19 protein-coding genes are annotated in these 22,511 nt (G+C 52.5%); 11 read left to right on the top strand and 8 right to left on the bottom strand.

Annotated features, from left to right (window positions below; genetic code table 11):
* Positions 1 to 32 precede the first annotated feature (32 nt).
* Together hisF and F454_RS0103775 are read left to right on the top strand one after the other, a co-directional pair.
* A complete protein-coding gene (hisF, locus tag F454_RS0103780) occupies positions 33 to 800 on the top strand; it encodes an imidazole glycerol phosphate synthase subunit HisF (RefSeq protein WP_026292689.1) in 768 nt (255 codons plus the stop codon).
* A 56-nt stretch (positions 801 to 856) separates the two neighbouring features.
* On the top strand, positions 857 to 1,270 hold the full coding sequence (locus F454_RS0103775; protein ID WP_018969291.1) for a DUF2721 domain-containing protein: 414 nt from the start codon (positions 857 to 859) through the stop codon (positions 1,268 to 1,270).
* On the opposite strand, the gene F454_RS0103770 is transcribed toward F454_RS0103775, so the two are convergent.
* The 3 genes from F454_RS0103770 to F454_RS14065 all read right to left on the bottom strand — a co-directional run bounded on the left by F454_RS0103770 (position 1,267) and on the right by F454_RS14065 (position 6,004).
* Complete coding sequence (locus F454_RS0103770) at positions 1,267 to 2,661, bottom strand: sulfatase (RefSeq protein ID WP_033367370.1); 1,395 nt, start codon at positions 2,659 to 2,661, stop codon at positions 1,267 to 1,269. The genes F454_RS0103775 and F454_RS0103770 overlap by 4 nt on opposite strands.
* Before the next feature lie 94 nt (positions 2,662 to 2,755).
* The gene (locus F454_RS0103765; RefSeq protein WP_018969289.1) at positions 2,756 to 5,005 is read right to left on the bottom strand and encodes a tetratricopeptide repeat protein; all 2,250 of its coding nucleotides are present in this window, start codon (positions 5,003 to 5,005) and stop codon (positions 2,756 to 2,758) included.
* A 72-nt stretch (positions 5,006 to 5,077) separates the two neighbouring features.
* On the bottom strand, positions 5,078 to 6,004 hold the full coding sequence (locus F454_RS14065; protein WP_018969288.1) for an RluA family pseudouridine synthase: 927 nt from the start codon (positions 6,002 to 6,004) through the stop codon (positions 5,078 to 5,080).
* 124 nt (positions 6,005 to 6,128) lie between these two features.
* Between F454_RS14065 and F454_RS15515 the strand changes: the two genes are divergently transcribed.
* From F454_RS15515 to F454_RS0103740, 4 genes are read left to right on the top strand one after another with little or no spacing between them, the layout of a single operon-like run.
* A complete protein-coding gene (locus F454_RS15515) occupies positions 6,129 to 8,606 on the top strand; it encodes a serine/threonine-protein kinase (protein WP_018969287.1) in 2,478 nt (825 codons plus the stop codon).
* Between the two features lie 45 nt (positions 8,607 to 8,651).
* Positions 8,652 to 9,503 (top strand): MYG1 family protein, encoded by an 852-nt coding sequence (locus tag F454_RS0103750; RefSeq protein ID WP_018969286.1) that lies wholly within the window; start codon positions 8,652 to 8,654, stop codon positions 9,501 to 9,503.
* A gap of 34 nt (positions 9,504 to 9,537) precedes the next feature.
* Positions 9,538 to 10,485, top strand: a complete 948-nt coding sequence (locus F454_RS0103745; RefSeq protein WP_018969285.1) for an ABC transporter ATP-binding protein — start codon at positions 9,538 to 9,540, stop codon at positions 10,483 to 10,485.
* The gene (locus F454_RS0103740; RefSeq protein WP_018969284.1) at positions 10,482 to 11,402 is read left to right on the top strand and encodes a hypothetical protein; all 921 of its coding nucleotides are present in this window, start codon (positions 10,482 to 10,484) and stop codon (positions 11,400 to 11,402) included. Before F454_RS0103745 ends, F454_RS0103740 begins: the two co-directional genes overlap by 4 nt.
* A 3-nt stretch (positions 11,403 to 11,405) precedes the next feature.
* On the opposite strand, the gene rlmN is transcribed toward F454_RS0103740, so the two are convergent.
* On the bottom strand, positions 11,406 to 12,515 hold the full coding sequence (rlmN, locus tag F454_RS0103735) for a dual-specificity RNA methyltransferase RlmN (protein ID WP_240471535.1): 1,110 nt from the start codon (positions 12,513 to 12,515) through the stop codon (positions 11,406 to 11,408).
* A gap of 166 nt (positions 12,516 to 12,681) precedes the next feature.
* Here rlmN and F454_RS0103730 point away from each other — a divergent pair, with 166 nt between their 5' ends.
* Together F454_RS0103730 and F454_RS14055 are read left to right on the top strand one after the other, a co-directional pair.
* Positions 12,682 to 13,803: an MFS transporter gene (locus tag F454_RS0103730; RefSeq protein ID WP_156817117.1), complete on the top strand. Its 1,122-nt coding sequence runs from the start codon at positions 12,682 to 12,684 to the stop codon at positions 13,801 to 13,803.
* Between the two features lie 201 nt (positions 13,804 to 14,004).
* The gene (locus tag F454_RS14055; RefSeq protein ID WP_018969281.1) at positions 14,005 to 15,321 is read left to right on the top strand and encodes an SAM-dependent methyltransferase; all 1,317 of its coding nucleotides are present in this window, start codon (positions 14,005 to 14,007) and stop codon (positions 15,319 to 15,321) included.
* Between the two features lie 26 nt (positions 15,322 to 15,347).
* Here F454_RS14055 and F454_RS0103720 read toward each other — a convergent pair whose 3' ends face one another.
* From F454_RS0103720 to F454_RS14050, 4 genes are read right to left on the bottom strand one after another with little or no spacing between them, the layout of a single operon-like run.
* A complete protein-coding gene (locus F454_RS0103720; RefSeq protein ID WP_018969280.1) occupies positions 15,348 to 16,133 on the bottom strand; it encodes a hypothetical protein in 786 nt (261 codons plus the stop codon).
* 2 nt (positions 16,134 to 16,135) lie between these two features.
* The gene (locus tag F454_RS0103715; protein WP_018969279.1) at positions 16,136 to 17,341 is read right to left on the bottom strand and encodes a DCC1-like thiol-disulfide oxidoreductase family protein; all 1,206 of its coding nucleotides are present in this window, start codon (positions 17,339 to 17,341) and stop codon (positions 16,136 to 16,138) included.
* Complete coding sequence (locus tag F454_RS0103710) at positions 17,338 to 17,829, bottom strand: hypothetical protein (RefSeq protein ID WP_018969278.1); 492 nt, start codon at positions 17,827 to 17,829, stop codon at positions 17,338 to 17,340. The genes F454_RS0103715 and F454_RS0103710 overlap by 4 nt, the downstream gene beginning before the upstream one ends.
* Complete coding sequence (locus tag F454_RS14050; protein WP_018969277.1) at positions 17,826 to 18,656, bottom strand: sterol desaturase family protein; 831 nt, start codon at positions 18,654 to 18,656, stop codon at positions 17,826 to 17,828. Before F454_RS14050 ends, F454_RS0103710 begins: the two co-directional genes overlap by 4 nt.
* Positions 18,657 to 18,874: 218 nt before the next feature.
* Here F454_RS14050 and guaB point away from each other — a divergent pair, with 218 nt between their 5' ends.
* The 3 genes from guaB to F454_RS16050 form a co-directional block, all read left to right on the top strand.
* Complete coding sequence (gene guaB / locus F454_RS0103700; RefSeq protein WP_018969276.1) at positions 18,875 to 20,326, top strand: IMP dehydrogenase; 1,452 nt, start codon at positions 18,875 to 18,877, stop codon at positions 20,324 to 20,326.
* A gap of 103 nt (positions 20,327 to 20,429) precedes the next feature.
* Positions 20,430 to 21,944, top strand: a complete 1,515-nt coding sequence (guaA, locus tag F454_RS0103695; protein WP_033367359.1) for a glutamine-hydrolyzing GMP synthase — start codon at positions 20,430 to 20,432, stop codon at positions 21,942 to 21,944.
* A 332-nt stretch (positions 21,945 to 22,276) separates the two neighbouring features.
* The coding region (locus F454_RS16050; RefSeq protein WP_205618985.1) for a transposase at positions 22,277 to 22,511 on the top strand (235 nt) is incomplete at its 3' end.

Raw genomic sequence — 22,511 nt, 5'->3', positions numbered from 1 at the left:
ACGATTCTAGCTGAGTGGTTATTAGTCGCTGCATGCTCGCAAAGCGAATTATACCTTGTTTGGATGTGACCAATGGTCGTGTGGTGAAAGGCACCAACTTTGTGGACCTCCGTGACGCTGGGGATCCTGTGGAGTGTGCGATTGCTTACAACGAACAAGAAGCAGACGAGCTAGTATTTTTGGACATTACGGCGTCTTCGGATGGTCGTGATACCATGGTTGATGTGGTCAAGCGCACGGCCGAACATTGTTTCATCCCGCTCACTGTTGGTGGTGGGATCCGTAAAGTAGAAGACATGCGTGAGATGCTGATGGCGGGTGCTGACAAAGTGGGGGTGAATACCGCCGCCATTCTCAATCCGAGTCTCATCGATGAAGGTGCGGTTGCTTTCGGAAGTCAGTGTATTGTGTGTGCAATTGACGCGAAGAAAGAAGGGCCAGGTAAGTGGGGGATTTACACCCACGGTGGTCGCAAACCGATGGGTATTGACGCTGTTGAGTGGGCTAAGGAAATCTACAACCGCGGTGCTGGTGAGATTTTGCTGACCTCAATGGATGCGGATGGTACCAAAGATGGTTACGATATCGAACTCACAGCCGCAGTGAGCGAAGCTGTAGGAATCCCAGTTATTGCCAGTGGTGGTGCAGGGAATCTGCAACACATGGTGGATGTTCTTGAGGGTGGCAAGGCTGACGCAGTGCTTGCTGCGAGTATCTTCCACTTCGGCCAGCACACGGTGGGTGAAGCGAAGGATTACTTTGCCGAGCGCCATATCCCAGTGCGACCGAGTGTGCAATAGGCTGGAGCCTATCGCGCTTGCCATTGCTGGGGCTACTGGCCCATACTGGCGTCGCCATGGATATTGATATTTCCACACCCGCCTTACTGTTTCCGGCGGTGAGCTTGTTGTTCCTGAGTTACACCAATCGCTTTCTTGCTCTCTCGGCATTGATTCGCAAGTTGCACACGGATTGGATTCAATCGCCGCAGCACTGCAGCGATCATTTACTTGCGCAGATTGCCAACTTACGCAAGCGCTTGATCTTGATTCGTTGGATGCAGGTGAGTGGTGCGTTGAGCTTGTTCCTCTGTGTTTGCTCGATGGGGGTCATGCTTTTTCAGCTTCAAAGCCTGGGCGCGGTAATGTTTGGGATCGCGTTGGTGTTGATGGCTGTGTCGCTGGTGGCATTGGTGCGGGAGGCTTATATTTCTGGGGGAGCTTTGAACATTCTTCTGGATGCTACAGGACAGCCGAAGGACAGCTGTTAGTTTGCGGTTTTTGGCGCAGTGCGCTGGTCGTAGCTGGGGTTTAATTCTGTAGGGATTGGAGCATGGAGTTTTTTTCTCCAATTCTGAAGCATCCCCATCAACTCTTCGGTTTTTTCTGGCATTTGTTGCGCCAGATTATTGCTTTCACCTTGGTCGGCACTGAGGTCGTAGAGTTCGATGCCACCATCTTCAAAGTATTGGTGCATCTTCCATTTACCATAACGAATTACGGATCCTGGGCGGGTGCGGAACAAGGGGTCGCGCCCTCCATCTTCATCGCTATATTTTTCCAGATAAATAGGAAAGTGCCAGTAGAGTGCCCGGTTTGGGATGGATCCTGATTGGGTCATTAATGGCATGAGGTTGGTGCCATCGATTGGCTTCCCGGGTTTGGGTGTGCCACCCACTGCGTGGACCATTGTTGGGTAGAAGTCTAGCCCGGTGATGGGGACATCGCAGGTCGTGTTCGCTGGGATTTCATTTGGCCAGCGCATCACGACTGGTACGCGGATGCCACCTTCATAGTATGCGCCTTTGCCGGAGCGTAGTGGTGCTTGGCTGCTGAATTTGGTGATTCCTCCGTTGTCTGAGCTAAAGACGAGGAGGGTGTTGTCGCTAAGTTTGAGTGTGTCCAGGGTGTCGAGTAAACGACCAATATTTTCATCGAGTGCTTCTACCATGGCCGCGTACTGGCGCTGCACGCCTTTGAGTTCTGGGTAGTTTTTTAGGAGATCTCGGCGACCTTGTATGGGGGTGTGGACCGAGTAATAGGGGAGGTAGAGGAAGAAGCTTTGGTCCTTGTGCTTGGTGAGAAATTGGATCGCTTCATTGGTGAGGCGGTCGGTGAGGTATTCATCAGCGGGGCCATCTTTGAGGTGCTTATTTTTGTATGGTGGGTAGTAACCTCCGGGTGGGGTGCCCCAGTGTGCGCCAGCAATGTTGATGTCGATTCCTTGTTTCTCGGGGTCTTTACCCACGTGCCACTTACCAATCTGACAGGTGAGGTAACCAGCAGCCTTCATTTCGTCGGCGAGTGTCACGCAGTCGTTGTCGAGGTGCGTGGTGTTTGGGGTTGGGATCAACTTGCGTGTTGCTTTTTTGCCGCGCTCGGAAGTGCCCACAGTGTAGACGCCAGTTCGTGGCGCTGCTTGGCCGCTGAGGCAAGCGGCTCGGCTTGGAGCGCAGTTGGCGGAGGGCGCATAGGCTTCCGTGAAGACCATTCCTTGCTTCGCTAGTCGGCTTAGATTCGGAGTGTGGTAGCGGGTGTCGCCCATGAAGGCGACATCCATCACTCCGAGGTCATCGGCATTGATGTAGATGATGTTTGGTTTTTCTGTGGCCAAACAATAGCCCGTGAGTACGAAGCTGAAGAGCAAGAGTAGGTGTTTCATGGAGAATGAGATCGAGTGGAGAATGGTGTGGCGTGATTCAATCAAATGCTAGAGCCACTGCGGAGTGGTGGTTCGAACCACTTGAGGGGGAGGCTTAGATGCCAATCTTTTTCTCAAAATTCTGGTTCGGCGCGAGTCCGGCTCTCAGGGCATTGTTGTAGGCTTTAATCGCCTGTTTGTTGTTGCCCATCATGTTGTAGATGATCGAGAGGTTGAAGTGTGCTGCTTCGAAGTTGGGGTCGAGTTCGATCGCATTATTGAAGTGTTCGATGGCACTTTGGTAGCGATGGTTTCTGCCTTCGATGATTCCACGGTAGAGGATTGCTTCTTTGTAGTCTGGTTTGAGGGTGATCGCTTGTTCGATTGACTTGCTGGCGAGGTCGTCGTCTTCGAGGTGGAAGCGTGTCATGCCTAGCATGAAGTGGCTGTAGGGATTGCGCGGGCGCTGCGAGGTACTAAGCTCAAAGATTTCCTCTGCTTCGTTGTAATTTTGTAGGCGCATTCTGATGACGCCGCGGTTGACGAGAAAACTGAAGTCAGGGATCGAGTCGTAGGCTTCATCGTAGATGTCTTGGGCAAATTCTAACTGCCCTTTACTGACGAGTTTGGTGGCGATGGTGTGGAAGGTGGAGATGCGTTCATCGGCTTTAGCTTTGGCAATCTGTTGGTCAAAGCGATTGGATCCTGTGAGTGGGCTACGCAGGGTGCTTTCGGATTGGTGCTCAAGCACGACTTGGCGCTCGCGCTCGGTGAGTTGTATATCCTCGCCAGCGATTTCGAGGTATTCTTTGGTGAAGGAGGAACTCGCTGGTGCGAGCTTTTGGTATTCCATCCATAGCAGGCGTTCAGCTTGGCGGCGTCGTGAGGATTGCGCGATCAAGCGATTGACTGTTTTCTTGAGAATTTCTGCTTCTTCGCGCGCAGCGGGGTCGTCTTGTGGTGCGTTGTTGCTGGCGATGAGTTGTTCTTGCGTTTGCTTTAGGCGTGATTCTAGTTGGGAGATTCGCTTGCGGAACTCTGCGTTTTCTTGGCGCTTGAGGATGAGCTGGTGCTTGGCGATGGCCAGGCTGTTTTCTGCTTCTGTGACGCGATCAAGGGCGACATTTTTGTCGCTGTGGAGTTGTTTGAGGTGCTGCTTTGCAGTGCTGAGCTCGCGGCCGAGTCGCAGGTTTTCGCGCATGAGTTCTTGGGCGCGGTCTGCATCGCTTAGTTTGAGCATACTACTGAGCTGGTCACGCTCGGCAGTGACGTTGGTGAGTTCTTCACGCAGTTCGTCAGTGAGGATTTCTGATTGGGCGACACGGTCGATGAGGTCAGCAATTTCATCTTTCTGGCGGGCGATGGTGTTCTCGGCATTTGAGAGTTTCCGCTTCAAGCTGGAGATTTCCTGGCGCATTGATGCGACCACGTTGGCTGTGTTGGTTTTTGCGCTCTCGAGTGACTGAACTTTGAGTTTTAGCTCGAGTTTGGTCTCGGCGAGTTCTTTGCTCAGTTTTTGGTTTTCAATCGTTTTTAGTTCGATTTTTTTGGTGGCATTGCGGTGGGCATTGACGAGGAATTTGAGTTCTTTTTCTTGCTGAGCTTTGATTTGACGTAATTTTTCTACATCGGCTCGGAGTGGTGCGGTGGCGAGTTTGGTGCGAGTTTGTTGGAGTTCTTCGATAGTGGAGAGCAACTTTTGTTGGTCATTTTTACCGAGCTCTCGGCTGCGTTTGAGTTCGCGTTGGAGTTTGGCGATTTCTTGGTTCAGCAGTCGGCTTTGGTTACTTTCAATCCCGAGCCCTCGCTGGCTGTCTTGGAGTTTTTTCTGAAGCTCCACAATTTTCTGTTGGTAGAGGGAGGCTTCTTGGCTGTGTTTTTTCTTAAGTTGATTGAGCTCTTGTTGCTGCGCATTGATGCGTTGGTTCATGCGGGTGAGCTGGGAGAGTTGTTCGTCCTGTAGCACATTGGTGGTTGTGGGGTCAGGGATCTGGGCGAAGCTATTTTCGTCTGTAATAAGGTGCTGCAACTTGGCCTTCTCAGCGAGTACTACCTGCTGCGCTTTGGGTTCTACATCCTTGATGGCTTTGCTAGTGAGCTCGATGCGACGGTGGACGAGTTCTGGTTTCCAAGCAGGAAATGATGCTGCGAGAGATTGGTAGTACTTGAGTGCTTGGTGGTAGTTTTCCCACGCTTGCTTGTACTTCTGGTCTTGCTCGCATTTCTTTGCTTCAGAAACAGTCTGGTAGGCGGAGAGGAATAAAGTGCCCGGGCGTACAGGGCCTGTGCTATCGGCAGCCAGTGTCAGAGTGCTGATCTGAGCACAGAAGAGGGCAAGGGCAATCTTGACGAGGATAAAGCGCATAGGTATGGCAGGCTTTTACGAGATTGATCCTCAGAGTGGAAGGGTAAAATTTGTGCTGCGCCTCTCCTTGCATCAGGCCTCGACGGGATCTGTGTAGAATCGATCTGTCCAGGGATGGAATTCCTCGGGGATCGGGGCGCGGAAGGTGAGTCGCTCCTCGGTGACCGGGTGCGTGATGCTCAGACGACGTGCGTGGAGCATGAGGCGGCCAGTGCTGGTTTTCTGATGTTTGACCTTCGCGTATATTGGATCGTCGAGGATAGCGCAGCCGATGTGGAGCATGTGAACGCGTATTTGGTGGGTGCGGCCGGTGTGGAGGTCACAATGGATGAGCGAGCTATCGGTGAGGTCATCGTGGCCGAGGCATTGGTAGTCTGTGATGGCGGTTTTTCCTGAGCCAGGATTGACTACTGCCATTTTCAAGCGGTTCACTGGATGGCGTCCGATGTGGGTGAATACCGTGTCATTTTCCTTGAGTGGTGTGCCATTGACCACTGCGAGGTATTGCTTTTTTGTGCTGCGTTCTTTGAATTGTGCCACGAGGCTGCGGTGGGCTGTGTCAGATTTAGCCACTACGATGCAGCCCGAGGTGTCTTTGTCTAGACGATGAACGATGCCTGGGCGGCCTTCTCCTCCTTCTGCCGCTAGCTTGCCGTGGCAATGATGTAATAGCGCATTCACGAGTGTGCCGGAGTTATTTCCCGCTGCTGGATGAACGACCATGCCAGTGGCTTTGTTGAGCACGATGAGGTGCTCGTCTTCAAAGAGGATTTCTACCGGGATGTCCTCTGCTGCGACTTCCTCGTTCTCTGGCTCGGGGATGTCGACTGCGATGGTGTCGTTGTGTTGGACTGAATACTTGGCTTTGCAGGCCTTGCCATTGACTGTGACATTGCCTGACTTGATGAGGGTTTGGATCTGCGCGCGCGACATGTCATCTATTTTCTCGTTGAGAAAGATGTCGAGTCTAGCTCCAGTAGTATCGGCTACAATTTCCATAGTCAGAGGCTTGTATAGAGCGATGTATGCTGATTGTGAGAAGCGATAAATAAAAAAATGCTGTTGGTCATCAGATAAAAGGGGTTGAGTATTGTTAATAATTGTTAAATATAGGATCTAGCAAATGGAGGACGAACCCCTAGATTTTGAGATAGAGCTCGAAAAGTGTCCGGCATGTGGTGGAGAAATGGAGATCACCATGTTGCCGATCTACACCAACGTGCAGTGCCCTCACTGTGGAGAACACACCCACGTGAAAAGCCGCATCGGGGGATATCAGATTTTTAAGCGTCAAGGAGTTGGGGGGATGAGTGTGGTGTATGGTGCCACCGATGTGAGCCTTGGGCGCAATGTGGCGATCAAGTTGTTGAACGAGGAATACTCGCAGGACAAGAAGCGCGCGGCAGAGTTTGAAAAAGAGGCGCAGATTACCGCCTCAATCAGTCACCCGAATGTGGTCCGTGTCTACACGGTGGGACAGGAATTCAATCGTTACTACATCGCGATGGAGCTGGTGGAGGGAGAAAGTCTCGAAGAGATGATCGCTCGCAGTGGGCCGCAAGATGAGGAAATGATTGCCAAGTTGGCGATTGAGATTGCGGATGGCCTCTATGCTGCGCATTCCGAGAATTTGTTGCACCGCGACATGAAGCCCGGCAATGTGTTGATTGACCGGGATGGACACGCGAAGATTGTAGATTTTGGTTTGGCATTGATGACGTCTGGTGGGACTGCCATTGCTGATGAAGTATGGGCCACACCGTATTATGTCCCTCCTGAAACGCTTGAGATGAAGCCTGAGGATCTGCGTTCAGATGTTTTTGCTCTGGGAGCGAGTCTGTATCATGCGCTGTCAGGTAAACCTCCATTCACCACCGAGACGCGTTCGACCACAGAGCTACTAAAAATCAAGCAAGAGGTTGCTCCTCTAGAGGAGGTGGCTCCGAATGTGAGTCAGGCGCTTTGTGATGTGATCAACAAGGCGATGGCTTACGAGGTGGGGGATCGCTATCAGGACTACGCAGAGCTCAAGCAAGCGTTGCGCAAGGTGGATGAGTATTATCAATCTGGGCGCGATCCCAAGGTGTTGGAAGATCCGGTCTCATTGGAAGAGGTTTCGCGCGCGCGCTCTGCTTCGCGGCAGAAGGCCACGGGTTCATTGATCGCTGTCTTTTGCTTGATTGTTGTTGCAGGGATTTTGGTGGTGATGGATCGCGGTGCTGAACCTGTGGTGGCTCCGGTGCTTAGCGAGGTGGCTGAGGTGCCAGAACCAGAAGAAGAAACTGAGGAAGAGCTTGAGGCAAAAGCTCAAGAGGCGGTGCGCCTCATGGTGGCCTCGATGATTCGAGATGCTCAGACGCTGATGGAGGCCAAGAAGTTCAGCGATGCACAGAAGGTGTATCTCGCCTTGGCGATGGAGCCGAATGTCGAAGGTGAAACCGTCTATTGGGCTGGTGTTCACTCGGCGATGGCCAGCTGGATGAAGGGAGATTCTAACCGAGCTCGTAGAAGCTTGCACCAAGTACTCAAGCGTCGTCAGGAGCAAGAGAGTGAGCCGAATGAACTGGAGCAGCGACTGCGTGCGGCGCTGAGCGAGTTACAAGGGTTTGACTCAGTGATGCTGCGCGAGGAAGGCGAAGTGGGGGAAGACCTTCATCACATCATCTTATTTGCTTCGGCACTCAAGGAGTGGGAACAGGGGAATTGGAAATTCGCCGTTTCGAAATTCCGACGTGTGATGAGTGCCTTTTCTAGTAGCCATGGTACAGCGGGAGCCTACTACGAATCAGTCAGTCGTGACTACCTTGCGGACTATCAAGTGCTGCGCAACTACGCGGGTGCACAACCAGAAATTAATGATCGTCGCGATGCAGATGCAGCCCTAGCCAAGCTAGGTAAGTTGGCAAAGGCGCTGAAAACTCAGGGAAGAGCACCCTACAATGTCATGCTCTGGAAGCAGCAGGTGGGCATCCGTTTGCTTGAAGCCCAAACGCGACGCGAAGAACATCAGGAACGCATCAAGCAAGAGGAAATAGCCGCTGAAAGATCGTGGCAAAAGCGACAGGACGACATTCGTGCTAGTATCGAAGAGCACCGGCTAACGCAGCTTGCTGATGAGCTAGAGGCTGCGAAGCCGCGCACAGATGAGGGTAAGGAATGGATCAAGCAGCTTTCTTACCTTTCTGGGCTGGTACAGAATCTCTTCAAAATCACCGAGAAGGAACTAGATGGTGAGCTCTTTAATTTTGCTCTGAAAGGCAGTGAGGGGATTCATTACACTCTCATCTTGGGTTCTACACCTGACGGCTTCCTCGTGTCTGACCAATCAGGTGTGGAGAGTCTGCTCAAGTGGGACATGGTTGATCCTTCAGATTTTATCGACCTTCACCGACAATTGATTAGTTCTGAGCTATCTGAGTCTGCCCGCCGCGAAGGCCTGGTGGCGTATGCCTACCTCACTGGTTTGGAAGAGTTTGCCGAGCTTGGTGCGATGAAGTTGGCTGAAGATGATGAGGACTTTGCCCAGCGCTGGATGGCATGCATGTCGATCATTGAGAGTTACGGGGTTGATTCTAACGATGAATCTGATTCCAGCGAGTAAGCTTGGAAGTGTTGACATTCGCAATTTCTAAAGGATGCTAGATGCATGAGTTTAGAGCGGATTGTGACTCATCCTGGTGGTGCCCATAAGGATGATTTTTTGGCCTGTAGCTTGATGATCGCGCGCTATGCTGTTCCAGTATTGCGGCGTGAGCCAAGTGCGGATGATTTGAGTGACCGCTCCACAGCAGTGGTGGATGTTGGGGGCGAGCATGCTCCAGAGCAGATGAACTTTGATCATCACCAATTTCCGGCAAACTATGCGCCGACTTGTGCCTTGAGTTTGGTACTCAAGCATCTCAGATTGTATGAAGAGGCGCGTGAGTTCTGTGATTGGCTTGAGACCACGGAATGGATAGACACTCGTGGGATCGTGAAGACCTCGCAATGGTTGGGTGTTGATCGATTGACTGTTGCAAAGCTCAACTCGCCGGTAGACATCACGCTTCTAAGACGCTTTGCCAAGGAGCAAGAGCACCACCCAGGTCAGCCGATCTATGAGGTGATGCGAATGATTGGCGAGGACATGATCAGCTACCTCGAAGGGATGCGCACGCGCATGGATGAAATCGCAAATGCCTGTGAGGTTTGGGAGCTTGGCGAAGGGTTTAAAGCGTTGTTTATGCCACGTGTCGATGCAGATAATGGTGAACTGTCCGCCTGCATGAGCCGCTATATTGAGAAGAATCAACTCGGCTGTGCCGCGATGGTTTACCCGGATCGTCGTGGAGAAGGATATGGTCTGAGCCGTTTTAATGATGATCTCAGATTGGACTTCACCCGTGTGAATGATTGTGAGGATGTGCATTTTGCCCACAAGGCGGGTTTCATCGCGAAAACGACAGCATTAGAAGTCGACCGTCTCAAAAACATTCTTCATACTAGCTGGGTGGGTTGATTTCTCCGACCCTCAGCAATTTCTAGTTTAGGTGATGACCGAAAACCCATACATGCCGGCAGTCGATGTCAGGGGAGTGCGCAAGCGCTACCGTGGTCGTTTGCAGGCCTTGAAGGGGGTGAATTTTACTGTGCCTCGTGGCGAAATTTTCGGTCTGTTAGGTCCTAATGGCGCAGGCAAGAGTACCTTGTTGAAGATTCTACTTGGGATCATTCGGCCATCGACTTGTTCTGGAGTGATGCTCGGGCAACCAATTGGTACGAAATCGGTGCTACAGAAGGTAGGCTACCTTCCCGAGAATGTTCAATTTCCTGACTACCTGACTGGCAAGCAAGTGGTGCGATACGCTGCTGGGATGTCAGGGGTTTGCCAGAAGTTTTGTCGGAAACGCGAGGAGGAGCTCTATACCTTTGTCGGGGCTCAAGGCTTTGCTGGGCGCAAGCTACGCACCTATTCAAAAGGAATGCGCCAGCGGATTGGCTTGGCGCAGGCATTGGTGAATGACCCCGAGCTGATCTTCCTTGATGAACCGACCGATGGGCTCGATCCCGAGGGCCGTTGTGAGATGCGCCAGATGTTGCTGCGCCTCAAGGAACAGGGGAAAACCATTGTGATTAGCAGCCATTTGCTGGGTGAGCTTGAAATGCTCTGTGACCATGTGGCAATTCTCAAGGAAGGTAAAATGGTTGAGCAAGGGAGGCTCTCGGAGTTGCAAGCAGAGTCGTCGCGGACCGAAGTGTTGGTAGATGGATTGATCGAATCACAGCTTGAGAAGGCATTGTTCGACATTGCACCCATGAAAGTCGATGCGGGTAAATTGAGCATCAAGAATTTAGAAGCGGCCAAGCTCCAACAGCTTATTGATCTACTTAGGAGTGAAGACATGACCATCACAGGGATTGCTCAACAACGCTACAGCTTGGAAGAAATTTTCGTGGATCGAGTGACAGATTCGGACGTGACAGCAGGAGGGGAAAGATGATTCAAACTGTCACCATTCTGCTCGAAACGATGCGCATGCTGCGCGCTCGATTTCTTTTCTGGGCATCAGCGACACTGAGTGTGCTATTACTAGTACTGTACGCCTCGATCGGGTATGCAGGTGAATCGTGGAGTATTTTCTTTGGAGCTTCAGAATTTCATGGCAGTAGCTGGGCGATGGATGAGCAAAGCAATAGTGTGCTCTATCAGCAAGTGTTTCGCGATGCCATTGTGCCATATTGGTTAGGTAGCGGATTCATTCTGCTCTCCTTGCTTACGACGGCCTCAGTATTCCCGGAGTTCATCCGTGGCGGACTGATTGAAGTATCTCTTTCGAAACCAATATCACGCGTGCGCTTGATTTTACTGAAGTACCTCAGTTGTTTGATTTATGTGGGGTCACTTCTATTGGTGCTTTGTTTGATCGGCGTGATCTCCATTTACCTGCGCACGGGAGTGCTCAATCTTTCGCTTTTCTGGGTGGTGCCAATCGTGACTTTTGCCTACAGCTGTTATGCTGTGATCATGGCGTGGGTCGGTGTCATCACCCGCTCTAGCCTGATGGCCTTGATGGCTGCTGTGTTCTTGTCTGCTGCAAGTTGGGGCCTACAAATTGCGCAACAAGGGGTGGAAAGCGGGGTTGCTCAAATCGAGGCCATGCACTTGGATGAGGAGCCAGACGAACTCATCAAGCTGAAGCAAAGTCAGCGCTACCTGAGCACGGTGAACCGCCTACTGCCGAATGTTGCCGCAATCACGGATCGCCTTGAGTCAGTGATTCAGATCAAAGGTGAAATCCGCACTGTGGGGGGGACAGCAACTGCATCCAAAGGCAATCCCTGGTGGGTGGCTGCTCTGTTCCAAGTGGTGGTGCTCAGCTTCACCTGCTGGCAGTTCAGACGCCGGGATTACAATTAGAGATTATGATTCCGCGGTTTTTTTCATCTCCTTGAGGCGGAGCTGGCCGCAGGCGGCGTCGATGTCATGGCCCTTTTCAAGGCGCATGGTGGTCATCACGCCAGTGGCTTTAACGGTATCGCGGAAGAGCTTGCAATGCTCGTCGCTCGGGCGTTCCCACTCGAGGCCTTCCACGGTGTTGTAGGGGATGAGGTTGACGAAACCGCCGAGTTTTTTAGCTTTTTGAGCGAGTATATTTGCCTGCTCAAGCGCATCATTGATGCCTTGGATGAGGATGTACTCGAGGGTGATGCGTTGCTTGTTGGTGCTGGCGAAGTAATGGAGAGCGTCGAAGAGTTCATCGACATCCCACTTGGAGTTCACCGGCATGATCTTGTCGCGTACTTCATTGGTGGCACCGTGGAGTGAGATGGCGAGTGAGACCTGTTGCTCGCGTTCAGCGAGTTTGCGGATCATGGGAACGAGGCCTGAAGTGGAGACGGTGACGGAGCGTGGTGCGAGGTGCAGACCCCAGTGCCCGACAATAATGTCGAGTGCTTTGTTAAGGTTTTTGAAGTTGGCGAGTGGTTCGCCCATGCCCATGAAGACGACATTGGTGACGGTCTTGCGGCTGTGTTCCTGAATGGCGACGAGCTGGCTGATGATCTCTGCTGTGCTGAGGTTACGGGTGAGGCCGTCGAGCCCGGAGGCACAGAATTTGCAGCCGTAGGCGCAGCCGACTTGGGATGAGACACAGACAGTCATGCGCTCGGAGCGGGTGCCGTCTTCTAGCGGTGTGGCTGGAATGAGCACTGATTCGATGTAGCGTCCGTCGTGGAGCTGGAACAAGTACTTGCGAGTGGTGTCTTCTGAACCTTGAACCTTCACAATCTGAGGGAGCTCGATGACGAAGTGCTCGATCAGTAATTCTCGGTACTTTTCAGTGATTGAGTCAATCTGCGAGAAGCAACGGATATTCTGTCGGTAGATCGCTTCCATCACTTCTTTGGCATGGAAGGAGGATCCTCCGTGCTCGGTGAAGAAGGTGCTGAGGTCATCACGTGTAACCCCTAGGATGTTCTCTTTCGTGCTCACAGACTTGTGAGTGCCAGATTCTTGAGAAAAATCACGCACAATTTTGACTTTTGTTCTGACGTGCTCTGAGCGTCTGCTCAATCGTTTTCTCCTTGCTATTGAGTGAGTGTGGGCGCACGACAGGGTGGTGATTTGGTCGGAGACATGGCGTAGAACATTTACCTTAGATATCCTACGCTCTGTGCCGATGGGGGTGACTGAGACCGTGAGCTCAACCTTCGCCATGTTCATTGCTGTGGCAATGCTCGACCTGGGTAGTCTTGCCAAGTCTTTGATCATCGCTGGCCCAGCCTGTGGTTTGATTTTGAGTTTATTCTCTGTCGCCATTGTGCGGCGGATCGGATGGTCGGCCAATGTCTCTGCAGCCCTCGGGTGGATGGTGGCGTCCATGGGTTATGGCTTGGTAGCCATGACGGAGGGGAATGCGCATGCCTTTGTGGTGGGCGCGGTGACAGGACTCACGACTCACACACTGGCGGCACCCTTGCAGGCACAAATCTACCGCGAGCATTATGCGGACTCGATTCGGGGCCGTTTGTTTTCATTGATGGGTACGTCGCGAGCGATCGTGGCGGCAGTGTTCGCCTTCTATGCCGGTCGTTGGTTGTTTGAGCATGATGATTCCTATGCGGGTTTGTTTTGGGTATTCAGTGGCGCGAGCCTCATGAAAGCATTCTTTACCTTGTGCATGGAACGGGTGTACTTGCGCAAGAGTATGAAACTCTCGATTTTGGGTTCATTTGGGCACCTCAAGGCTGACCCAGTCTTTCGCAAATTGATCAGCTCTTGGATGGTGCTAGGCTTTGGAAATTTACTCTGCATGGCCTTGTTTGTGGAGTACATCACCAACCCGATTTACAACTTCGGCTTTGGTGCTGAGAAGGTGAGCTTGATCACGACCACGATTCCCATGCTGGTATTCATCGTGTCGATCGTCGCTTGGGGGGCGATCTACGATAAGGTGGAATTTTACCGCCTTCGTGTGATCATCAATGTCTTTTTCTTTGCTGGTCTGCTCGTCTATTATTCAGTTCCTAGTTTCTGGGGGCTTTGCTTTGGGATGGTTCTGCATGGTATTGGCAAGAGCGGGGGGGTGGTGCTTTGGTCACTCTGGACCACCAAGTTTGCCCCTGCCGACAAGGTCAGCGAGTACATGAGCGTGCATACCTTTTTCACTGGTGTGCGCGGCATCGTCTCCGCTTTCCTTGCTTTTGAACTGGCTCAGTGGGTTGGACCCACCATTGTTGCGATTATTGGCGCCAGCTGCATCTTCATCGCCTCACTCATGCTCCTGCCCGAGCTGAAGGCGAATTGGAAGAAGGGGTAATCGTTATTTGAAACTAGTGAAATGGTGTAGCCATTACTTCATGGTTGCCCATTCCGCTTAGTGTCGATGTTTCAGTGTTAGCTCTGGGTCTTATCACGTAGATCTTTCTGGGATTTAAGTGCAGATGCACTCTTGTAAGGCGCTCCCCCATTCGCTAAAGATGCGGTGAGCTAACATTAGTTAGATTAGATTTTTTTATTCATGATGACCCTGACCCATTCTTCTGAGGCAGCTGAAGCGAAGGTGCAATCCTTGCTAGAGCTGATGGAGCAATTGATTTCGATGCCGCGTGATTTTGCGTTGGCCACACCGTTGGTGCAGGCGATGGCAGATGGCTTGGCTGAGCTGACTGGGGTGTCGGTGGAGGAGGAGATGCTGACGCGCGACGATGCTGAGACGCAACATGGCGTGGCCATTTCGCCGGTGCAGGCGGCGAAGTGTCTGAAGGAACCCTTGCGCACTCAGGTGTTCATGCAAGGGGTGAAACAGGCGATCGAGGATGCTCTGGCAGCGAACGAGCGCGTGCGCATTTTGTATGCGGGAACTGGGCCCTATGGCTTGTTGCTATTGCCGTTGGTGGCGCGCTACTTCCGCGAAGCGCCACTAGATATTTGCTTGATCGACATCCACGCGCGCAATGTGTCCTCGATCCAGCACTTGGTGTCGCTCTACGGCATTGAAGAGCGCGTGGTCTCGGTGGATGAAGCAGACGCCACGCTGTGGCAGCCGAGCGCGATTGATGCCTTTGATATTCTGATTTCTGAAACGATGACGGCGATGCTGCGCCGCGAACCACAGGTGAAGATCTTCGCCCACCTTGAGCAATTTTTGAAGCCCGAGGGCGTGCTCATCCCGCAGGAGATTCAGATCCACGCATCCTTGGAATCTAATGATGGCAATGAGAGGGTGCTTTTGGGGCACGTCTTCACCTTATCGCGCGAGACTGCTCAGGCGGCGCGCGAGGAGCGGATGGATGCCTACCAGGGGGTGCTCGAAGTGCCGGATGGGGAAGGACTACCGACGCGCTTGTGCGTGGAGACCGATCTCAAGGTCTATGGCGAGCATTGGCTGAGGCGCAATGAGTGCAGCTTGAACATGCCGATCTATGTGGATGCTCTTTACTTTGGCGAACGACGTCAGATTCCCTTTCACTACGACTTCTCAGAATCGCCGGACTTCATCTATGACACACCACACTACCAGCCCGACCCACAGCTCACTAGCCGCGAGGACCGAGGCTCCCTTGGCCTTATGCACCTGAAGCGCTTTTGGCACAAGGTGCAATTGGATAAAGCCGGGCGGCTGGACAGGGAGCTTCGCAGCCAGGAATTTGATTTGGATTTCACCCTGGTTCAGGCGTGTGGTGGACAGCTTCAGCAATGGTATGAAGCTGCCTACAGCCAGCACCCACCGGACTTTGAGAGCTTTGAAGCGTGGGTGCAAGCAAGCCATGCATTAGACGCTCCGCGTTTGGCGGTAGTGAATGATCAGCTACAAGCCCCGTGTGGATGTGAGTGAGCGGCTTGTTTGGGCCCCATTGCCAGTCATTGCGCCATCGTGAGAGTGGCTGAAGCTTTGTGGCGCGGGGCTCCCCAAGCGCTGATGACTTGCTTGGGGGTGAGCACATCCATGAAGCCTGAGCGCTGCATCGGGTAGAGACTGAATCCCGCATAGTGTAGCGCTGCCACGGCGAGGGTGGTGCAGGTGTAGCTCGATTTGATTTCATCGAGGGTGTTCGGGTATATCATGCCATTGCTTATGCCAGACGTTGCTGTGTAATCATACTTGGGTGCTGGGTGGGAGGAGTGGCAGAGGTGTTCCACAAATTCAGTCAAACGTGCTGAGTCAATCGCCCCTGATGGAGCTCGGTACACGTTCCAGGATTTCCCATCGAGGTAGCTGAGGTCCTCATCGATGTTGCAGCGTTGCTTCATCGCGACCTGCAAGAGCTTTAGTTCTCCTGAGGCAGGGTGTTCGACCACCACGGCAAGGTGGCCGAAGCTGAAGAGCTCGTAGGGCAGTTTCTGAATCTTGCCCCGCTTGAGATAGTGACGCGCTTCTTTGTGCGGCATGTAGAAGGCGATGACATCACCCGCTTGGAGTTCAGTCATATCGGGTGCATCGTGTTGATGGTGATTGTGGTGAGCAACCGGCTCTAGTTGGGTCGTTGCTGTGTTCGCCCGTCTACTTGTTCTTCGTTCACTCGGAGCCTTTTCCATCAATGAGAATGGAAAGATCCCTGTGTGAGCTTTGCCTTTGCCGATATTTCCTGAGCTGAAAAAAATGAGTGCGAGCAGGAAGGTGCATAGTTTGAGTTGTTTCTTATTCATGGTTAAGGAAGGAGTTGTTGACGTTGTTCTTGAGTTGGAATGGGGCACAGGGTGCTCATGGAGTACCTATGGTTTGCGATGACTTGGTAGAGTTTGTTTTTGAGAAATTGGGGTAAGTAATGCAGTGCCCAGATCAACGAGCCGTAGCCACCAGCGAGATAGAGGGAGCGAAGGATCGCATCGGCACCGCGCCACGTTCGCGCATCGGCTGCTCCAGCATGTTCCAGGAGCACTGCGGCGTCTGCGGCCTGGCCAGCGTCTTGGATTTGGTATTGCTGTGCGGTGAGACCTTGCAGTGTGCTAAAGGAGAGTGCCCGCTCTGGGTCTAATCTTGTGAGTACCTTGATAGAGCTGTGGCAGAAGCTGCATGCACCATCGACAAAGAGGATGTGTGTCCCACGGCGAGCTGGCAGCCAATCCCGCTGGAAGGTGAATAGATGAAACAGGAGCATGCCGCAGCTGAGGTCGGCGAAGTCGATCACGCACATGATGCCTATGTGCATCGCAACGGTGGCGAGCCAAAGCCAGGGCCGAGCTTGCTTGATCAATGCCAGCGGGAGGAAGAGGATCTCGAGTGCCAGTGTGAACCAAGTCAGGAGCATCAAGAACACGGGTGGGAAACTCAGCATGAGCTCACGCAATCCATTTGGTCGCGCCAGTGGGTTCTCGAGCACAAAAGCGAGTGCGGAGCCATCACACCAGCTGGGGCTTGAGAGTTTCAAGATGCCGGAGAACGAGTAACCGATAGCGAGAAGCAACCAGGCGGTCTTTTTGATGGTGGAGGGAAAGTGCCAATCCGCTGACTCTGGTCGATTGAGGACCCATGTTTCACCATGGGGGATGAGTGTCAGGAAGATCAATAGCAACCCAGTGTAGGCTTGTGATGGATTTGAGATGAGTGGGTTTGCTGTGAAAAGGCAGGTGGAGAGGTACCACAGGTAGAAGGCTGCAGTTTTTCTCAGCCTGCCCACGATGATACAGATGGAGGCTAGGCAGCCGAGACTGACCATCGCGCTTGCTAGATGTGGGGTGGCGCTGAAGAGCGGGTTGGGCCACATCCCTTGAAAGGGACTGGGGCTAGTGTCAGAAAAAATGACCGAGTAACTGAAAAGCTCTTCGGCATAGGGGAGCAGTTGAGCGAAATGAATGAGTAAGTACGTCCCAAAGAGAATGCGGAATAGGCTGAAGGCTGTGCTGTTGTGGTTCATGGAGTGAGTAGGTAGTTAGAGTGATTGAGCTTGGGGTTTTTGGAGCGGATAGTGAGTTGGAAGTCTGTGCTGCCCTCTGGGATGCCAAGCTCATCGATGATGGCATGCGATGAGAGCAATGCTTGTTGGAGGCCACGAGCTCTGAGTTCTGGCGAGAGGGCGGGGCCATAGGCGAGTAGAGCACCATAGACATTGCGCCGGTTGTAAGGGCCACGGAGTTTGGAGTAGACTTCAGGGCTCAGCTCAAGCGCGCTGCGTTCGCCATTGGGGAGGGTGTATTCTAGCGTGAAACTGCAGGCGAATGTCTCGAAGGCTTGTTGCTGTTCATAGCTGTGTGCGATGCCAAAGACTTTGGTGTAGGGGGCGATCTGCGAGGCGAGCCCGAACCCTTTAAGCGCTTTGTTGGAGAGCGCCTCTCCTAGCATAGTCGAGCAGCCGAGCAGCAAGAGGAGGGCGCAGGAGCCTTTGACGAATTTGGATGTTTTCATGGTTTGGTGTTTTGCTTTGTTTGAGAGGCGTGGCAGGCCCAACGCTTGGAGCAGCCGATACAGCTGGGAAGCAGGTGTAGGGGGGAGACCTTGTCGGAGTTTTTTGAGAGCACATCGCGGAAGGCGAGGATGTCGTCGATGCGGTCTTCTTTTTGATCTTGGAACCCACAATGCTCGACACGCTTTCGTGGGTTCTTGTAGGTTCCAAACAACATGTCCCACAGGGGGATGTCGGAGTAGTTGTTGGTGTGGCGGTAGCGTTGGTGATGCACGCGATGCGACTCAGGGCGCTGAAATAATGGGCCGAGCCACACGGGGGTTTTGATATTCCAGTGGTAAAAGAGCTCAGCAATGCCGGTGGCCAGCGTGATCAAGCCAGCAGCTTCAATGCTGCAACCGAGTATCAAGTAGCTAATGGTGGAGCTGATCAATGCGTTGAGAGTGATCTCTACGGGATGCTTGTAGAATGACATCAACACCTCCATGCGCTCGGGGGAATGATGCAGCTGGTGGCAGAGTTTCCAAAAGAAGCGCGACTCATGCCGAAGCCTGTGCCAGAAGTAATAGAGGAATGTGGTGAGCAGGTAGCCAATTCCAAGTTGCCAGGCTAGATTCACATGGAGGCTCAAGGCCCATGGAGGCGTGATGCTGCTCAGATGTGGCTCGATTGCATAGCCAATACAAAGAACGATGAGTAGTTGGCAAAGGTTGGTTAAGGCGACTCTGGCCCACCAGTTGTTGACTTTCGGCAAGTCATTGGCTGGCCATAGTTTTTCTATCAACAGCATGACGGCTGTGGTCGGTAGCATGATCAGTAGTGCGGTCATGCATGTGAAACTAACAGTCGGCTCTTAATTATTTAAATCGATAATTGATGATACTCTATTGATTGAATCAATGTTTTATAGGTCTTAGCTAAATGAGATTAATGACTTAATACGTATTCATGCTAGGCGAGCAGTCTGTGAGTGAGCACTAGACTGACAAAAACGCTTCAGCGAGGGTTTGCGCTTGCAATATGGGGTGAAAACCTCTTGTGTCGTGCATGGCAGAGATTTCTCTTGGACTTTCATTTGATGACGTTCTTCTCGTACCGCAGCACAGTGCGGTGATTCCGAATGAGACGGACATTTCCTCTTGGCTCACCCCAGACATTGGTTTGAACATTCCTGTCGTATCTGCGGCAATGGATTCTGTATCGGAAGCTGAGCTCGCGATTGCGCTCGCCCGTGAAGGTGGCATTGGTGTGATTCACCGAAATAATACGATCGAAGAGCAGGCAGCCATGGTGGCTAAAGTGAAGCGCTCAGAAAATGCCGTGATTCATGACCCTGTTACTGTTAGCAAGAACATGACTCTTGCGGAAGTGCGCGATATCATTGCTCAAGAAGGTTTTTCTGGCTTCCCAGTAGTGGATGAAGACAACAAGTTAGAAGGTATGGTCACTGGCCGTGACATCGGCTATGTGGAGAATAAGAACCGCGCGGTGGCTGATGTGATGACTCCGATCGACCGTCTCGTGGTTGCCCCTGCGGACACTTGTATCGAAGAAGCGCGCCGCATCCTCTATGAGAACCGTATTGAAAAGCTTCCACTGATTGACGGTTTCGGCTCGCTAGCGGGTCTGATTACTGGTGCGGACATTGAGAAGCGCATGACTTTCACTCACTCGGCGAAGGATGCCAATGGTCAGCTGCGCTGTGGTGCGGCTGTCGGCCCTGGGCCGGATCACATGCAACGCGCTGAGGCGCTGGTGGCGGCTGGTGCGGATGCGCTCTTCATCGATGCGGCTACTGGCCACACACAAGTGGTGATTGAGGTGATCAAAAATCTTAAGACACTGGGAGTTCCTGTTGTTGCTGGTAATGTGGTGACGGCTCAAGGAGCCAAGGATCTCTGCGATGCAGGGGTTTCAGCGGTAAAAGTGGGTGTTGGTCCTGGTTCTATCTGTACCACTCGCGTGGTGGCAGGTGTGGGGATGCCTCAGTTTACGGCGATTCAAAATGTGGCTTCCGTGGCGCGCGAGCGCGGCGTGGCTGTGATTGCTGATGGCGGTATTCGTTATTCAGGCGACATTGTGAAAGCGATGGCAGCAGGGGCGGACCTAGTGATGCTGGGATCCCTACTAGCGGGTACTCGTGAGTCACCTGGTCAAACGGTGCATTTCCAAGGGCGTCGCTTCAAGACCTACCGAGGCATGGGCTCACTCGGCGCCATGCGCAAAGGCTCTAAAGATCGCTACAGCCAGAATGCTTCTGGTAAAATGGTTGCTGAGGGTGTGGAAGGCCGCGTGCCTTACAAAGGCCCAGTAGCTGATGTGGTGTTCCAGCTCATGGGCGGACTGCGTTCCGGTTTGGGCTACGTAGGTGCCCAAGATCTTGCCTTGCTTCGCGAGCGTGCAGAATTCACTCAAATCACGGCTGGAGGCCTTCGCGAATCCCACGCTCACGATATCACCATCACCGAAGAACCGACGAACTATCAGCCATTGGGTTAATTGTTTTGAGTTCTTAGTTTTTAGATAAGTTTCTGCGCTGGAGTGCAGGATGCTTGTTCTCTATCAATACTCTCTATTTTCTACTTCAACTATCATGGAAGAAATCAACCACGTAGCCGTTCTCGATTTCGGCTCACAGTACACCCAGCTTATCGTGCGTCGCGTACGAGAGCTCGGCTATTTTGCTAAGTTATATCTACCAGAGCACCTAGATGCCATTGGCAAGCCCGGTGCGATCATCCTCTCTGGGGGCCCAAAGAGCACCAGCGATGAGGATGCTCCAGATATCGATTTTGATCTTCTTAAACGGTACAAGGTTCCCGTGCTCGGTGTGTGCTACGGCATGCAGTTGCTCAACATCAAGTTTGGCGGCTCAGTAAAGAAATCCAACCACCGTGAGTATGGTCAGGCTGGATTGTTCCCCGTCGAGCAATCCGGACTTTATGCGGAGATTTCTAAGGAATCTCAAGTGTGGATGAGCCACTCAGACACGGTCGATAGCCTGGGAGATGACTGCACTGTGATTGCAAAAAATCAACATGGCACGCCAGTTTCACTGCAGTGGGGGGATACGTTCTTCGGTATCCAGTTCCACCCAGAGGTGACCCACTCACACGAGGGAACTCAAATTCTCAAGAACTTCCTCGATGTGGCGGGCGAGCTCGCTCCATTCCATATCGAAGACTTCAAGCAAGAACTGATCGATGGCATCCGCGAGCGCGTGGGCCAGAAGCAAGTTGTCTGCGGGGTGTCTGGCGGTGTTGATTCCACAGTGTTGGCGGTACTTCTGCACGAAGCAGGGGTGAATGTGAAAGCCATTTACGTGGATCAAGGATTGATGCGTAAGAACGAGACTGAGGAAGTGAAGAAGAACTTCAAGCGCATGGGAGTGCCGATCCAAGTGGTCGACGCCTCTGAGCGATTCCTCACAGCCCTCGCTGGTGAAGGAGATCCTGAGAAGAAGCGCAAGATCATTGGCAACATGTTCATCGATGTGTTCTGGGACGCTGTAGGCGATGCCGAAATGCTCGCACAGGGCACGCTCTACCCAGACGTGATCGAGTCCGCCTCCAACGAGAATTCCAAGGCTTCCACGATCAAGACCCACCACAATCGCGTCGACCGCATCCTTGAAATGCAGAAAGAAGGCAAGGTGCTTGAGCCATTGGCTGAGCTCTTCAAAGACGAGGTGCGCGAGCTCGGTGCCAACATGGGCATCCAGCAAGACATCCTCGACCGCCACCCATTCCCGGGACCGGGCCTTGCCGTACGTTGCCCTGGAGTGGTGACCAAGGAACGCCTCGACATCATCCGCGATTGTGATGACATCTTCATTTCAGAACTGAAGGAGAGTGGCTGGTATCAGAAGACTTGGCAGGCTTATGCGGGCCTCATTCCGGTAAAGACTGTTGGAGTGAAGGGTGATGAGCGCTCTTACGAGTACGCCACCAACCTGCGCGCCGTCATCTCTGAAGATGCGATGACTGCCGACTGGGTTGACCTACCAACTCCATTGCTGCGCAAGGTTTCTAGCCGAATCCTCAATGAGGTGTCCGGCATCAACCGCGTGCTCTACGATATTTCATCGAAGCCACCAGCATCGATCGAGTGGGAGTAGTGGCGCAGCCAACGTCATTGGTCTAGATGACGAAACCTATTTACTAAGCGACTGGCTCATGGCTCAGTCGCTTTTTTGTGTTTGGAACAGCGGTAGATGCAAGAGGGCCGAGATCGTACCAAGTGAGCTCACCTTCAGCACAACTGCTATCAGTCGATCTAGGAAGGAGCGAATCGGCCATGTGAACAAATTGCTTCACAGAATGAACTGAGTACTTGGTAAACGGTAATGGTACTTATTCCTATTCCTATATCCTATTCCTTCTATTCCTAGACAGACTAAATTGAGAGGATCGTTGATGCCACAGGGCTTCCCGTGTTACAATCTGCTCTATGTCCTCCCCTAGAACCCTAGCGCCTTGGGCCGGTAAAGAACTCAGACCCGCCATCTACCACTGTGTCTCGCGTGTCGTCGACCGACAATTCCTCTTCGGTGATCGCGAAAAATCGAAGTTCGTTGAGATCATGCGCCTCTATGAAGAATTCTGCGGCGTCCGCGTCCTCAGCTTCTGCATCATGAGCAACCACTTCCACATTCTCGTGGAAGTTCCGCCACGGCCACCTGAAG

Origin of the sequence: Rubritalea marina DSM 17716, from assembly GCF_000378105.1 — a bacterium.
Taxonomy (GTDB): Bacteria; Verrucomicrobiota; Verrucomicrobiia; order Verrucomicrobiales; family Akkermansiaceae; genus Rubritalea; species Rubritalea marina.
This window is presented reverse-complemented; position numbering and strand designations above follow the sequence as displayed.